This window comes from Streptomyces sp. NPDC005808 (genome assembly GCF_042871385.1).
Lineage (GTDB): Bacteria > Actinomycetota > Actinomycetes > Streptomycetales > Streptomycetaceae > Streptomyces.
The window spans coordinates 266737-281061 of the sequence record NZ_JBIAIK010000008.1 but is presented as its reverse complement, the minus strand read 5'-3'; the positions used below and the strand labels follow the sequence as shown (position 1 = coordinate 281061).

Genomic DNA, 14325 nt, shown 5'->3' with positions numbered 1-14325 from the left:
TCGTGCTGCCTACCGAGCATCGGCTGAGGCGGCGCGAGGACTTCGCGACCGCGGTACGCCGAGGACGCCGGGCCGGACGCCCGCTCCTCGTCGTCCATCTACGTAGCGGTGTACCGGACCCGCACGCGCCTGGGGAGAGCGCTCCCCCGACGCGTGCGGGTTTCGTCGTGAGCAAAGCCGTGGGCGGAGCTGTCGTACGCAACAAGGTGAAGCGCCGGCTTCGCCATCTGATGCGTGACCGAGTGGCCCTGCTGCCCACCGGTAGCCTGGTAGTCGTACGAGCGTTGCCCGGTGCGGGTGACGCCGACCATGAACAGCTGGCCCGAGACCTGGATGCCGCCCTTCAGCGGCTGCTGGGAGGGGGCGCGCGATGAAGTACCCGCTGCTGGCTCTCATCAAGCTGTACCAGTGGACGATCAGCCCGCTCCTGGGGCCGGTCTGCAAGTACTACCCGTCGTGTTCCCACTACGGCTACCAGGCCATCGACCGGCATGGTGCGATCAAGGGAACGGCACTCACCGCCTGGCGCATCCTCCGGTGCAATCCGTGGTCGCTGGGCGGTGTGGACCATGTCCCGCCGCGCAGGCGTCCGCGGTGGCACGAAATGTTGCGTAACGCCTGGCGTGCACGCAAGGGCGGGACCTCCGCCGCCGAACCGGCCATCGAGGGGCACGGTATGTCCGACCACCCCTCGAGCCCGGCCGCCGAGACCCCGTCCCATGCTCAAGGAGCCTGATTAGTGGACACGATTGCCAGTCTGTTCAGCTTCATCACGACACCCGTCTCCTGGGTCATCGTCCAGTTCCACTCCGTGTACGGCAAGATCTTCGGCGCCGATACGGGCTGGGCCTGGGGCCTGTCCATCGTGTCCCTGGTGATCTTGATCCGCATCTGCCTGATCCCGCTCTTCGTGAAGCAGATCAAGGCCACTCGGGCGATGCAGACGCTGCAGCCCGAGATGAAGAAGATCCAGGAGCGCTACAAGAACGACAAACAGCGTCAGTCCGAAGAGATGATGAAGCTGTACAAGGATTCGGGTACCAACCCGCTGTCCTCGTGCCTTCCCATCCTGGCGCAGTCCCCGTTCTTCTTCGCTCTCTACCACGTGCTCAACGGCATCGCGTCGAACAAGACCATCGGCGTGATCAACGACTCCCTGCTGGCCAGTGCCCAGAAGGCCCACATCTTCGGTGCCCCGCTCGCCGCGAAGTTCACGGACGGCACATCGAAGGTGGAGGCGCTCGGCGCATCCCTCACCGATGTCCGTGTCGTCACCGCGATCATGATCGTGCTGATGTCGGCGTCGCAGTTCTACACGCAGCGTCAGCTGATGACGAAGAACGTCGACATGTCCGTCAAGACGCCCTTCATGCAGCAGCAGAAGATGCTGATGTACGTCTTCCCGGTCATGTTCGCCATCTTCGGCATCAACTTCCCGGTCGGTGTCCTCGTCTACTGGCTGACCACCAACGTGTGGACCATGGGCCAGCAGATGTACGTCATCCGGAACAACCCGACGCCGGGCAGCAAGGCCCAGGCCGCTTACCTGGAGCGCCTGGAGAAGCACGTCACGCACCACGAGAAGACGCGCGGCCGTGGTGAGAAGGCCGTAGTCAAGGCGATCGTGGCCAAGGGCCGCGACCGCAACGAGCACGAGCGCAAGTTCATCAACGCTCTGACGAAGGCGGGCCTGACGGCCCAGGCCGACGGCACCGTGGCGAAGGGCGTGAGTGAAGCCGTCACCGAGGCCGAGGACGGCACCCCGACGACCGCGGGCGGCGCCCCCAAGAGGCAGCAGCCGAAGCGGCAGTCCAAGTCCCAGCGTCAGGCGGGTGCGGCCAAGGCAGCCGACGAGCCGGAGCCGAAGACCTCGCTGAGCAAGTCCGACGAGCCGCAGGACGCCAAGCCCAACGCCGCCAAGCCGGCCGCGGGCGGCAAGCAGCCCGGCTCCGGTACCCGCAGCAAAGCCCAGTCCGGACAGCGCAAGGGCCCTCAACGGCCCAAGTCCCCGTCCAAGAAGTAAGAAGGAGTCCATCCCGTGACGGAAGGCACCACCTCCGCTGCCGCCGAGGGCGACACCCTGAGCCGCCTTGAGCAGGAGGGCGAGATCGCGGCGGACTACCTTGAGGGTCTGCTCGACATCGCCGATCTCGACGGCGACATCGACATGGACGTCGAGGCCGACCGCGCCGCTGTCTCGATCATCAGCGACTCCGGCGGTCGCGATCTGAACAAGCTGGTCGGCCGGGACGGCGAGGTGCTGGAAGCCCTGCAGGAGCTCACGCGCCTGGCGGTACACCGGGAGACCGGCGACCGCAGCCGCCTCATGCTGGACATCGCGGGCTACCGCGCGAGGAAGCGCGAGGAGCTCTCCGAGCTGGGCGCCAAGGCCGCGGCCGAGGTCAAGAGCTCGGGCGAGCCTGTCAAGATGAACCCGATGACGCCCTTCGAGCGCAAGGTCGTGCACGACGCGGTCAAGGCCGCGGGGCTGCGCAGCGAGTCCGAGGGCGAGGAGCCCCAGCGTTTCGTCGTCGTGCTTCCTGCCTGATCGGTTCGTACGTTCCATCGGCCCCGTCTGTTGCGCAGGCGGGGCCGAATCTTGTCAGCCTGGTAGTTCCCGGTGGTGCCCGTAGGTCCCTGGTGGTGCCGGGCAGTAGCCGGTAGTCCCTGATGGTCCTGGTGATCAGCGCTCAATGCGCTTATGCGGTACGGAAGGACGGTCCCCGTGACGGAGGCAGCGGAGCTTCCTCCCGCGCCCGAGCAGGCGCGTGAGGTTTTCGGTCATCGCTTCGCGGACGCGGTCCGGTACGCGGAGCTCTTGGCCGAGGCAGGAGTGCAGCGGGGGCTGATCGGCCCGCGCGAAGTGCCCCGACTGTGGGAGCGGCACCTGCTGAACTGCGCGGTGCTCTCCGAGGTCGTACCCGAAGGGGTGACGGTGTGCGATGTCGGCTCGGGTGCCGGGCTGCCGGGCATTCCGTTGGCGCTCGTGCGTGAGGACCTCAAGATCACATTGCTGGAGCCGCTGCTACGCCGCACGACTTTCCTGACCGAGGTTGTGGAACTGCTGGGTCTCGACCATGTGACGGTCGTCCGGGGCCGTGCAGAGGAGGTCATGGGCAAGCTCCCGCCCGTTCACGTGGTGACCGCGCGCGCAGTGGCACCTCTGGACCGCCTGGCTGCCTGGGGCATCCCCCTGCTGCGTCCTTACGGCGAGATGCTCGCCCTCAAGGGCGACACCGCTGAGGAGGAGCTGAAGAGCGCCGCAACCGCGCTCAGTAAGCTCGGTGCCGCCCAGACCTCTGTGCTCCATGTCGGAGAGGGAGTGGTGGATCCGCTCTCCACCGTCGTGCGGGTCGAAGTCGGTGAGAGTCCCGGCGGTGTGCGCTTTGCAGCCAAGCGAGCAAAGGCCGCCCGGATCGGGCGGACACGGCGTCGACGCTGAGCCCGAGGGGGCTGAATGGACGTTGGACTCCCGGTTCCGCCATGCGGAGCTGGGAGTTTTTTGTCACTATCGCTGATCCGTCCTGACGACGAGCGGTACTCCACACAAGCTGCCAAACCTACACATCTCGGAGTGTCGCGCCCTGTTGGCCGCAATCGCTATGCATCGTGTTTCACGTGAAACGTCGCTCACTGTTGCACGGCATCATCAGTCGCGGCCGGGCCGCGGCTGTATCCCGGGACCGGAAACCTCTCGGTTCACTCCGAGAGGGTGCGGAGTTGTCCACAGAGGTGGATTTCTCCACAGAAGAACGGGCCTCGCTGGTTCACGACCCCGAAGGCATGGGAGGCTCTGTTCATTGCGAGCCTGAAGTCGAGGAGAGTGAATCCTTGCGGTCCGACGCCAACATCGCGGGACCGATGACCGATCCGGTCCCCGGTCCCCGTACCGAGTCGATGGGGGAGGATGTTTCACGTGAAACACCGCCTCCAATGGACGACACTCCCATCGGTCGTGCTGCCCAACTGGCAGTGGAGGCGCTAGGTCGCGCCGGTGAGGGCCTGCCACGGCCCGAACAGACCCGGGTCATGGTCGTGGCCAACCAGAAAGGCGGGGTGGGTAAGACCACCACCACGGTCAACCTTGCTGCCTCACTCGCTCTGCATGGCGGTCGTGTCCTGGTGATCGACCTCGACCCTCAGGGCAATGCCTCCACCGCGCTGGGCATCGACCATCACGCCGAAGTTCCATCGATCTACGACGTGTTGATCGACAGCAAGCCGCTCTCCGAAGTCGTCCAGGCGGTCCCCGATGTCGAGGGTCTCTTCTGCGCGCCGGCCACTATCGATCTCGCAGGAGCGGAGATCGAGCTGGTGTCCCTGGTGGCACGGGAGAGCCGACTGGAACGAGCGATCCAGGCATACGAGCAGCCGCTGGACTACATCCTCATCGACTGCCCGCCGTCGCTCGGCCTCCTGACAGTCAATGCGCTGGTGGCCGGCGCGGAGGTCCTCATCCCCATCCAGTGCGAGTACTACGCGCTGGAAGGCCTGGGGCAGCTCCTGCGCAATGTGGACCTGGTACGGGGGCATCTCAACCCCGACCTCCATGTCTCGACGATCCTGCTCACCATGTACGACGGTCGGACGCGTCTGGCGTCGCAGGTCGCGGACGAGGTACGCAGTCACTTCGGCGAGGAGGTGCTGCGGACGAGCATTCCTCGCTCGGTTCGTATCTCCGAGGCGCCGAGCTATGGGCAGACGGTGCTGACGTACGATCCGGGATCGAGCGGTGCCCTCTCGTATCTTGAGGCAGCTCGGGAAATCGCCCTCCGCGGAGTCGGTGTGGCGTATGAGGCGGAACCTGCCCACGTGGGCGTACAGAACGGTCAGAACATGGTGGAGGGGATCCAGTGAGCGAGCGACGACGGGGACTGGGGCGTGGACTCGGTGCCTTGATCCCTGCGGCACCGACAGGGGAGAAGGCGGCTTCCGCGGCGGGCGGACCGTCCACCTCTCCATCGGCGGTGCCAGTGCTCACAGCGGAGCGCGGTGTGGCTGCGGCGAAGGTGGCCATGCTGCCGCCTGTTTCACATGAAACCGAGGAGCTCTCGGCGAACGGAGTTCTGGACGCGCTCCCGGCACCTGTGGGTGCTCACTTCGCCGAGCTGCCCCTCGACTTCATCACGCCGAACCCGCGTCAGCCCCGCGAGGTGTTCGACGAGGATGCTCTTTCCGAGCTCGTCACCTCCATCAAGGAGGTCGGGCTTCTCCAGCCGGTCGTCGTGCGTCAGGTCGGTCCGACGCGCTACGAACTCATCATGGGAGAGCGGCGCTTCCGGGCATGCCGGGAGGCCGGGCTTGAGGCCATTCCGGCGATCGTGCGGGCCACGGAGGACGACAAGCTCCTCCTGGATGCTCTGCTGGAGAACCTGCACCGCGCGCAGCTGAATCCGCTGGAAGAAGCGGCGGCTTATGACCAGCTGCTCAAGGACTTCAACTGCACGCACGACCAGTTGGCGGACCGCATCGGTCGCTCGCGTCCGCAGGTCTCCAACACCCTGCGTCTGCTGAAGCTCTCGCCCGCGGTTCAGCGCCGTGTTGCCGCCGGGGTCCTCTCCGCCGGACATGCACGGGCGCTGCTCTCTGTGGACGACTCGGAGGAGCAGGACAGGCTGGCCCACCGGATCGTCGCCGAGGGGCTCTCCGTGCGGGCCGTCGAGGAGATCGTCACCCTCATGGGGTCGAGGCCGCAGACCGCTCCACGCTCCAAGGGGCCGCGGGCCGGCGCGCTGCTCTCCCCGGCGCTCAGCGACTTGGCGTCGCGTCTCTCGGACCGTTTCGAGACGCGAGTAAAGGTCGACCTGGGACAGAAGAAAGGCAAGATCACCGTCGAGTTCGCTTCGATGGACGACCTTGAGCGCATCCTCGGCTCCCTCGCACCAGGCGAAGGACCGGTACTTCAGAAGAGTCTCCTGGACGACGACTCCGAGGACACGGAGGCCTGAGTCGCCCGGTGGCGCGAGGGCCCCTGATCGTCGGAACCATCTGAGGGGGCCGTGTCCGGTGTGTACCGGAGACGGCCCGCTCTTTTGCTTTCTGACGGTATCGATGGAATCGCATCGTCGATACGATGCGTTCGGGTATGGCGCATCCACCTGGCAGCACCTTCTTGGGGAGGCGGGGGCCGTGCAATCCATGACCCGTACCGGACTGTTGACCGCAGGCCTGGGACTGGGGGCGGTCGGCGGGTTCGTCGGCAGCCTGCTCAGGGAGCGGAGCGCTCTGGCAGCCGCCCGCGACCTCGCGGGCGAAGGAAGCGAGGAACATCCTTCATGGGGCGACGGCTCGTACCGCTCACGCTGGACAACCTTCCGGACCTTCCCAAACGCTGTCGCTCGTGCGTCTTCTGGGAGCTGGACCCAGTCAGTGGGCAGGCCGCGGTAGAAGCAGGCACACCTGAGCTGGAGAAGGAGGCCTGGATTTCCGCCGTCCTGCTGGAGTGGGGATCCTGCGGCCGTGTTGTCTACGTGGACGAGGTTCCAGTGGGGTTCGTGCTCTACGCGCCCCCGGCCTATGTCCCCCGCGCGACGGCGTTCCCCACGAGCCCGGTGTCACCGGATGCGGTTCAGCTGATGACCGCCTTTATCGTGCCGGGCTACCAGGGACAGGGACTCGGCCGGGTGATGGTCCAGACGGTCGCCAAGGATCTGCTGCGTCGGGGCTTCAAGGCGATCGAGGCCTTCGGTGACGCCCGGTGGAAGGAGCCGGCCTGTGTGCTGCCCGCCGATCATCTGCTGGCCGTTGGCTTCAAGACGGTCCGTCCGCACCCCGCCCATCCGCGGCTGAGGCTGGAACTGCGGACGACGCTTTCGTGGAAGGAAGACGTGGAGCTGGCCCTGGACCGCCTTCTGGGCGCCGTACAGAAGGAACCGGCGCTCCGCCCCCTGTAGCCGGCGCTCGTGCCCTGCAGGGGCCGCTCCGACCTAGCAAACACGAGTGGGCCAGCCCTCCGGGGCCGGCCCACTCGTGTTTCACGTGAAACATGCGCCGCTCGCGCCGCGGCTCACCGATTATTCGGCGATGAAGTCTTCGAGGTCACGCACGATCGCAGCCTTCGGCTTCGCACCGACGATGGTCTTGGCGACCTCGCCACCCTGGTAGACGTTCAGGGTCGGGATCGACATGACGCCGTACTTAGCGGCGATCCCCGGGTTCTCGTCGATGTTGAGCTTGACGACCTCGATCTTGTCGCCGTACTCGGCGGCGATCGCCTCGAGCGACGGCGCGATCTGGCGGCACGGACCGCACCAGGCGGCCCAGAAGTCCACCAGGACGGGCTTGTCGCTCTTGAGGACGTCCTGCTCGAATGAGTCGTCGGTCACGTTCTTGAGTGTGCCGGCCACGGCGGGCTCCTTAACTCGTTGGTGCGGTGGGGCGGATGGGGATCAGGCAGTGGCAGCCGCGGTGGCAGCCTCGTTGTCCGCGAGGGCGGCGAGGTAGCGCTCTGCGTCGAGGGCGGCGGAGCAGCCGGTGCCGGCGGCCGTGATTGCCTGCCGGTACGTGTGGTCGACGACGTCACCAGCGCCGAAGACGCCGGTCAGGTTCGTCCGGGTCGAGGGCGCCTCGACCTGCAGGTAGCCCTCCTCGTCAAGGTCGAGCTGGCCCTTGAAGAGCTCGGTGCGCGGGTCGTGGCCGATCGCGATGAACAGTCCGGTCACCGGCAGATCGGCGATCTCGCCCGTCTTGAGGTTGCGCAGCTTGAGACCGGAGAGCTTCGGGTCGCCCTCGATCTCAGCGATCTCGCTGTCCCAGATGAACTTGATCTTCGGGTCGGCGAAGGCCCGCTCCTGCATCGCCTTGGACGCGCGGAGCGTGTCACGGCGGTGGACGATCGTCACGGACTTGGCGAAGCGGGAGAGGAAGGTGGCTTCCTCCATCGCGGTGTCGCCGCCACCGATCACTGCGATGTCGTGGTCCTTGAAGAAGAAGCCGTCACAGGTGGCACACCAGGAGACACCACGCCCGGAGAGTGCGTCCTCGTTGGGCAGGCCGAGCTTGCGGTGCTGCGAGCCCGTCGTGATGATGACTGCCTTGGCGCGGTGGACGGTTCCGGCGGTGTCCGTGACGGTCTTGATCTCGCCTGTCAGGTCGACAGCGACGACGTCGTCCGGAACGAGCTCGGCACCGAAGCGCTCGGCCTGGGCGCGCATGTTGTCCATGAGCTCCGGGCCCATGATGCCGTCCTGGAAGCCGGGGAAGTTCTCCACCTCGGTGGTGTTCATCAGCGCACCGCCTGCGGTGACGGCGCCCTCGAACACCAGGGGCTTCAGCGACGCGCGTGCGGTGTACAGCGCTGCCGTGTAGCCGGCGGGCCCGGAGCCGATGATGATCACGTTACGGACGTCGGTCACGGCTTGATTCCTCGTCTCTGGAGACTGCTGCGTACTGCAGGTGGGAGCCTCTCTCAGGACTCACACCCCACCCAACGGATCCTAAGGGGCCAGCATTCCCGCTGTGTCCGGGCACACGGAGTCCTGAGATCGCAGAGACAGACCATGCGGCGCCTGGGCAAGGACTCGTTCGGCTCCGAACCCTTCAGGAATGGGTGTACGACTGCGTCAGCAAGAGCTTTCCCGGGGATGCCGAGTCCTGCTTCACACACGCGGCGTCGACGATATAAGCCGCGACCTTCGCGCTGTCGGACGCGTCAGGCTGTACGACGAGATAGACGCTGGTGCCCTTGTAGGTGCCCGACTCGGCGGCGAGAACTGCTCCGCTGTTGTCCGTCGCTGCCTGGACACATTGAGGGACGGTCACGGAGGGCGTGAAGAACGTGCCGACTCCGGGGGACTCGGAATCGGTGTCATGAGATCCGATGCCCAAGGAGCCTCCGTCTACGGAGGGGGCACCTGCACCCTTTTCCTTCGCAAGGAGCTCAGTGACCTGGTTCTCCAACGTTCCTTCGGAGAAGGTGACCGCCGAACCCGACTCCGTCGCTTCGGCCTGAGAACTCTTGCCCGTGCTGTCGTTGCCGGTCGTCTGCAGGAGAATCGCGCCCAGTCCCAGAGCGGCAGCCGTGAAAGCCGTGCCGATCAAGGCCACCCTGCCACGTCCATGGCGTAGTCGGTGGGCGCGTCCGGGGCCGGTGGCCGCACGAGGTCCCGAGGGGCGGTCTGCGGAAGCTCCTGAGCCGGGAGATGCAAGGAGCACGCCAGCGGTCGATGTTTCACGTGAAACCGCGCGGTCGTCCTTCGCGGACCCGTCACCACCGAGTGCCGTGGTACTCAGCAGAGCTTCCGCTGCCAGGGCGGCATCGATGCGGCCAACCACATCGGAGGGCATACGCGCCGGGCCGGGGAGGGAACCGAGCAGGCCCCGGATCTCCTCAAGGGAGTCGTACACGTCAGTGCAGAGCTGGCAGGTGTCGAGGTGCCGTTGTACGTCCGCGACGCGGGAGGGAGCGAGGAGACCTTCGGTGAGGTCGGAGATCTCTGCGACGTCCGGGTGCCCGGCCGTATCCGTCGTGGATGTCACGCTTTCCCACCTCCGCCCTTCACGGCAGCTGAATCGCTTGGCCCCGCATCGTGTGGTCCCGCTGCGGGTGGGACGGATGTCCCCTGCGTCCGGTTCCGTCCGCTCCCCAACCTCTTGTCGCCCGCGCTGCTCTCGTTCTGCGTACGGAGATGGGTGAGCAACGGGAGGAGTCTCGCTCTACCACGTGCGCAGCGGCTCTTCACCGTGCCGATCGGCACGTCGAGAACGCGGGCGGCCTCCGCGACGGGGTAACCCTGCATGTCCACCAGCACCAGGGCAGCGCGCTGGTCGGGCGGAAGGGTGGCCAGAGCTTCGACGAGCTCTCGATGCAGATCGTTACGCTCCGCCGGAGCCGAGGCGGACTCGTGCGGTTCGAGGAGCTGCTCCAGGCGTTCGGTGTCATCGACGGGAGAGGTCTTTCTGGAAGCGGCCTTGCGGGCGCGGTCCAGGCAGGCGTTCACCGTGATGCGGTGCAGCCAGGTCGTGACGGCTGACTGGCCGCGGAAGGTGTGGGCGGCTCGGTAGGCGGAGACCAAGGCGTCCTGGACCGCGTCAGCGGCCTCCTCGCGGTCTCCCAGCGTCCGCAGGGCCACCGCCCAGAGTCGGTCGCGGTGACGCCGCACAAGCTCACCGAAGGCATCGGGGTCGCCTCCGACATGGCGGGCGAGGAGGTCCTGATCGCTTGCTTCGCCGTATGCGGTTTCATCGGCCATCGGACCCCCTTCCCCCTTGTCGACGAGCGTCAGCCGGTGAACTTCACGTCCGTGATGGCTTGCTTGTAGCCGGCGCCGCTGTATCCGTCGGCGGGTGCGTTCGGAACGTCCGTGATCCACAGCAGCACGTACTGCGTCTTGAGGGATTTCGTTGCCGTCACCTTCGCGGTTGTGCCGCTCGTGGTGACAGAACCGATTTCCTTCATTCTGTCGACTGAAGTCGAGGGGGACAACGAGTCCGTGGCGTACAGATGGATCGTCGTGTGGTCCCCCGAGTAGCGAAGCCCTATCGAGGCTGCCGAGAGTTCTGTGTCCGCGCCGAGCTCGTAGACGATCCCTACGCCGGGCTTGTACGGCGCCAGCTTGGGGCCGGCGTTGTATTTCTTGGTGCGCCAGTAGGTGGAACTGTCGCCGTCGTACGTGTTGCCGACATCTCCAGCGGCCTGTGCTTCGCCACTGGCGACGTACTCCTGCGCACCCTTGATCGTGATCGGGGTGACCGGCTTGGCCTTGTCGCTCGACTTGTCGTCGCCGTCCGTCGTCTGCGTCTGGTTGGTGTCGTCGGACTTGCTCTGTTCCATGAGCGCGTCCGCGAGCTGCCAACTGCCGAGGCCCAGTGCGGCGATGAGCAGAGCCGACACGGCCCACTTGAGGGCCTTGCCGGTGCGGCTCTGTAGCGGGGACGGCGGGGCAGGCAGGGGCTGCGTCACGCCAGGGCGCGGCGCCGGACGGCCATATGTGCCCTGCTGGTACGACGTGCGCTGATACTCCGGCGGGGCGGTGAACGCGGGCTCCGGCGGGCGGATGCGGGGCATCTCGCTGACCGCCTTCACCAGCTCCTCCGGCGTGGTGCACGGAGTTTCGTGGCGGGACGCGGTCGCGCCGTCGTTGGCAAGCGCGCGCATGGTGAGCTCGGACAGGCCACGATGAACGCCTGCCCGTACCTGGTCGGGAGCGATGAGACCGATGTCCTTGGGCAGCCCGGCCAGACCGTACGCGTCGTTGTCGTACGGCCAGCGTTGTGTCAGCGCGGCGTACAGGAGCGCGCCGATCGCCTCCGTGTCGGTGCGCTGCGGGGTGTCCGACGTGATGCCGCGCAGTGCGGCGTTGACCGCGAGCCCGCGGATACGCCACTGGCCTGACGAGGTGCGCAGCACGGCGCCTGGGGTAAGCCGCAGGTGTGCCAGGCCCTCACGGTGCGCGGCGGCCATGGCCTGGGAGACCTGACTGACCATCTGGTAGGCGTCGTGCACCTCCAGCGGGCCCGAGGCCAGGAGCGTTGTGAGCTCCGTGGCGTCCGGAAGCCACTCGTGCACCACATAGACGAGGTCGTTCTCCTCGACCGCGTCCAGGACTTGGACGAAGCGGGGATCTCCCAGCAGGGCGGAAGAGCGGGCCGCCGCCAGCACGGAACGGGCCCGCGGATGGTCGGCGGGCAGGAGATGCACACCGACGGCACGGCGGAGTTTCTCGTCCACCGCACGCCAACTGCTGAAACCGTCCAGACGGGTGACGCACTCTTCGAGGCGGTAGCGTCTGGCGAGCTTGTGACCGCTGTGAAGTTCGGGCGGTGAGGCCTTTCCGGGACGCTCGGTCCCGCCGCTCCCCTGTGCCTCTTCGCTCTCCGTGTCCCGCTCCCGCTTCTGGGCCACTCCGTCGGCCGTGGACTGGTCCGCCTTGGCGGTCAGCGGCTCGTCACCGCTGTTGTCTGCCACGTCGACGGCAGCCGTGCTCCGTTCCGCCACCGTCGTTCCCGCCTCCCCATCCTTGCGTGCTCCGACGCAGAAACCAATTGTGCCCACAGTCCGCCGCTATGCACGACACGCGGCGGCGAACGATGGTTGCGCGCGTACCCCCGCCTCAGCGCCCCAGGCGCCCGCGGACCATTCCGACCAGTGAGTTGAGCTCTTCGATGCGCATCTTGCGCGCTGCGACGTAGAAGACGCCGAGGAGTACGACGCCGCCTCCGATCAGGGCGGCGAACGAGCCGCCGACGCCCTGTCCCAGAGTGTGGCCGATCCCGTAGCAGGCCGCCCCGCTGAGCAGAGCGGCCGGCAGCGACGCGATGCCGAGCCGGGCGTACGTCCGCAGGACCCGAGTGCCGTCCAGGTCACCGCCCAGTCGCTTGCGCAGCCGACTCCAGGCGACGCCGACGCCGATCGCAAAGGCGAGCCCGTACGAAGCGGCCATGCCGACCACGGCCCAGCGGGCGGGAAGTACGAAGAAGCAGAGCGCCGAGGCGCCGGCGTTGACCGACGCCACGATAACCGTGTTGTAGAAGGGAGTCCGCGTGTCTTCGTACGCGTAGAAGGCGCGTAGGACGACGTACTGCACCGAGTACGGGATCAGGCCGAGACCGAAGGCCATCAGCATGTAACCCATGTTCGTGGCCGCGCTGGTTCCTGAGGAACCGAAGATCAACGTGCACATCGGGATGCCGAGTGAGACGAAGCCGAAGGCGATGGGCACGATGGCGACGGCGGTGGTGCGAAGGCCCTGGGAAATGTCGTCTCGGACAGCGCCGGCGTCGCCCTCGTGGGCCGAGCGGGAGATGCGCGGCAGCAGGGCTGCCATCAACGAGACGGTGATGATCGCCTGCGGCAGGCCCCAGATGAGCTGGGCGTTGGCGTAGGCAGCGATACCGACGCCGTCGATGGAGTCGGCGTCCTTGCTTGCGGCGGTGGACAACTGGGTGACGACCATTGCGCCCGCCTGGTTGGCGAGGACGAAGAGCACCGTCCACTTGGCGAGCACCGCGGCCTTGCCTAGGCCGTGGCCCTTCCAGTCGAACCGCAGCCGTAGCTTGAAGCCGGTTTCGCGCAGATACGGAATCATTGCGAGGGCTTGTACGACCAGGCCGAGGAGGATGCCGACGCCGAGGAGTCGCTGGCCCTCCGGCGGGATGTTGTTGACCGTCATGCCGGAGTTCGCCGCGCTGCCATACACCCAGATGAACATTCCGAGCGTCACGATGATGACGACGTTGTTCAGTACCGGGGTCCACATCATGGCGCCGAACTTCCCGCGGGCGTTGAGGATCTGCCCCATCACCACGTGGATGCCCATGAAGAAGATCGAGGGCAGGAAGTAGCGGGTGAAGGTGACGGCGACGTCGTTGGCCTCAGGGTTGCTGGCGACCGGTACCGACAGCATGCGGACCAGGAGTGGCGCGGCGAACATCGCCAGAACGGTGAGCGCGCCGAGGGCCACCATGACGAGGGTCAGCAGGCGGTTGGCGAAGGCTTCGCCGCCGTCCTCGTCATCCTTCATCGCGCGCACCAGCTGCGGCACGAAGACCGAGTTGAGCCCGCCTCCGACGGTCAGGATGTAGATCATCGTCGGCAGCTGGTAGGAGACCTGGAATGAGTCACCCAGGATGCCGAGGCCCAGTGCGGAGACGATCAGTGCGGAACGGATGAAGCCGGTGAGGCGGGACACCATCGTGCCCGCCGCCATCACGGCGCTCGACTTCAGCAGCCCCGACGCACGCCCCCCCGTTTTCTTCGGAGCAGCCGCGGCCGTGGGCGGCGATGGCTGCGCGGCGGCCGGAGCCGGCTCGGGGGTCGGCGACGGTACGCCGGTCTGACCGGTGTAGGGACGGTCGGGTCCCTGTCCCTGGTCGCGGAAGAGGTGGGCGAAGGCGTCGGGCTCGTGCTGCTCCTCGCCGGCCTGGGTGACCAGGTCGTCGACGCCCACGAACTGGGTGGTGCGCGCGTCGTCGCCGTACGGAAGGTGCCGGGTCGGGCCTGCGGGCTCCGGCGGGGGCGTCTGGGCCCAGATGCGCGGGTCCGGTGCGTGCTGCGATGTGGGCGGCTGCGCGTACAGCGGAGGCTGCGGGTGGTAAGTACCAGGGGGCGGCGGGGGGTGCGAGGCGCGGTCGTAGAGCGCCTCGGTCACCGGGTCCTGGGCGGAGAGGTCCTGCGCTCGGTAAGGGTCCTGGGCGTATGCGTCCTGGAAGTACACGTCCGCGGGAGGCCCCTGCGGCGTCTGCCCGGGCTGGGAGGGCGGGCCCTCGGGATAGCCCTCGGGATAGCCGGAGTTCCCGGCGCCCTGGTCCGGGTAGCCCTCGGGGTAGCCGGAGCTGCCCGCGCCCTGACCACGGTCACCGTCGTACGGCGCGTTCATGGTTACCCCA

General features: G+C 67.0%; 14 protein-coding genes. 8 read left to right on the top strand and 6 right to left on the bottom strand.

Annotated features, from left to right (window positions below):
* Positions 1-2 precede the first annotated feature (2 nt).
* The 8 genes from rnpA (at position 3) to ACFYPC_RS20170 (ending at position 6893) form a co-directional block, all read left to right on the top strand.
* Positions 3-374, top strand: coding sequence for a ribonuclease P protein component (gene rnpA / locus ACFYPC_RS20205; RefSeq protein WP_388677840.1), 372 nt, complete (start codon positions 3-5; stop codon positions 372-374).
* The gene (yidD, locus tag ACFYPC_RS20200) at positions 371-736 is read left to right on the top strand and encodes a membrane protein insertion efficiency factor YidD (protein WP_388677837.1); all 366 of its coding nucleotides are present in this window, start codon (positions 371-373) and stop codon (positions 734-736) included. Before rnpA ends, yidD begins: the two co-directional genes overlap by 4 nt.
* A 3-nt stretch (positions 737-739) precedes the next feature.
* Positions 740-2023 (top strand): membrane protein insertase YidC, encoded by a 1284-nt coding sequence (yidC, locus tag ACFYPC_RS20195; RefSeq protein WP_388677834.1) that lies wholly within the window; start codon positions 740-742, stop codon positions 2021-2023.
* Positions 2024-2038: 15 nt separating this feature from the next.
* Positions 2039-2548 carry a protein jag gene (locus tag ACFYPC_RS20190; protein WP_384391072.1) on the top strand — a complete coding sequence of 170 codons (510 nt, stop codon included), beginning with the start codon at positions 2039-2041 and terminating at the stop codon, positions 2546-2548.
* A gap of 177 nt (positions 2549-2725) precedes the next feature.
* Complete coding sequence (gene rsmG / locus ACFYPC_RS20185; RefSeq protein ID WP_388677831.1) at positions 2726-3442, top strand: 16S rRNA (guanine(527)-N(7))-methyltransferase RsmG; 717 nt, start codon at positions 2726-2728, stop codon at positions 3440-3442.
* 341 nt (positions 3443-3783) lie between these two features.
* Positions 3784-4857 (top strand): ParA family protein, encoded by a 1074-nt coding sequence (locus ACFYPC_RS20180; protein ID WP_385731073.1) that lies wholly within the window; start codon positions 3784-3786, stop codon positions 4855-4857.
* Positions 4854-5948: a ParB/RepB/Spo0J family partition protein gene (locus tag ACFYPC_RS20175; RefSeq protein ID WP_388677828.1), complete on the top strand. Its 1095-nt coding sequence runs from the start codon at positions 4854-4856 to the stop codon at positions 5946-5948. Before ACFYPC_RS20180 ends, ACFYPC_RS20175 begins: the two co-directional genes overlap by 4 nt.
* A gap of 327 nt (positions 5949-6275) precedes the next feature.
* Positions 6276-6893, top strand: coding sequence for a GNAT family N-acetyltransferase (locus ACFYPC_RS20170; RefSeq protein ID WP_388677825.1), 618 nt, complete (start codon positions 6276-6278; stop codon positions 6891-6893).
* A gap of 120 nt (positions 6894-7013) precedes the next feature.
* On the opposite strand, the gene trxA is transcribed toward ACFYPC_RS20170, so the two are convergent.
* From trxA to murJ, 6 genes are all read right to left on the bottom strand, one after another.
* Positions 7014-7346 carry a thioredoxin gene (gene trxA / locus ACFYPC_RS20165; RefSeq protein ID WP_266829638.1) on the bottom strand — a complete coding sequence of 111 codons (333 nt, stop codon included), beginning with the start codon at positions 7344-7346 and terminating at the stop codon, positions 7014-7016.
* Positions 7347-7388: 42 nt separating this feature from the next.
* Positions 7389-8354: a thioredoxin-disulfide reductase gene (gene trxB / locus ACFYPC_RS20160; RefSeq protein WP_388677821.1), complete on the bottom strand. Its 966-nt coding sequence runs from the start codon at positions 8352-8354 to the stop codon at positions 7389-7391.
* Positions 8355-8538: 184 nt separating this feature from the next.
* On the bottom strand, positions 8539-9477 hold the full coding sequence (locus ACFYPC_RS20155) for a hypothetical protein (protein WP_388677818.1): 939 nt from the start codon (positions 9475-9477) through the stop codon (positions 8539-8541).
* Positions 9474-10190 carry an RNA polymerase sigma factor SigM gene (gene sigM, locus ACFYPC_RS20150; protein WP_388677815.1) on the bottom strand — a complete coding sequence of 239 codons (717 nt, stop codon included), beginning with the start codon at positions 10188-10190 and terminating at the stop codon, positions 9474-9476. Before sigM ends, ACFYPC_RS20155 begins: the two co-directional genes overlap by 4 nt.
* 29 nt (positions 10191-10219) lie before the next feature.
* Positions 10220-11935, bottom strand: a complete 1716-nt coding sequence (locus ACFYPC_RS20145; protein ID WP_388677812.1) for a serine/threonine protein kinase — start codon at positions 11933-11935, stop codon at positions 10220-10222.
* A 115-nt stretch (positions 11936-12050) separates the two neighbouring features.
* Complete coding sequence (murJ, locus tag ACFYPC_RS20140; protein ID WP_388677809.1) at positions 12051-14315, bottom strand: murein biosynthesis integral membrane protein MurJ; 2265 nt, start codon at positions 14313-14315, stop codon at positions 12051-12053.
* Positions 14316-14325 lie beyond the last annotated feature (10 nt).

Excerpts from the sequence above, each read along its gene's own strand:
- murJ (WP_388677809.1), bottom strand. The coding sequence starts at position 14,315 with ATGAACGCGCCGTACGACGGTGACCGTGGTCAGGGCGCGGGCAGCTCC.
- yidD (WP_388677837.1), top strand. The coding sequence starts at position 371 with ATGAAGTACCCGCTGCTGGCTCTCATCAAGCTGTACCAGTGGACGATC.
- sigM (WP_388677815.1), bottom strand. The coding sequence starts at position 10,190 with ATGGCCGATGAAACCGCATACGGCGAAGCAAGCGATCAGGACCTCCTC.
- ACFYPC_RS20180 (WP_385731073.1), top strand. The coding sequence starts at position 3,784 with ATGGGAGGCTCTGTTCATTGCGAGCCTGAAGTCGAGGAGAGTGAATCC.
- ACFYPC_RS20170 (WP_388677825.1), top strand. The coding sequence starts at position 6,276 with ATGGGGCGACGGCTCGTACCGCTCACGCTGGACAACCTTCCGGACCTT.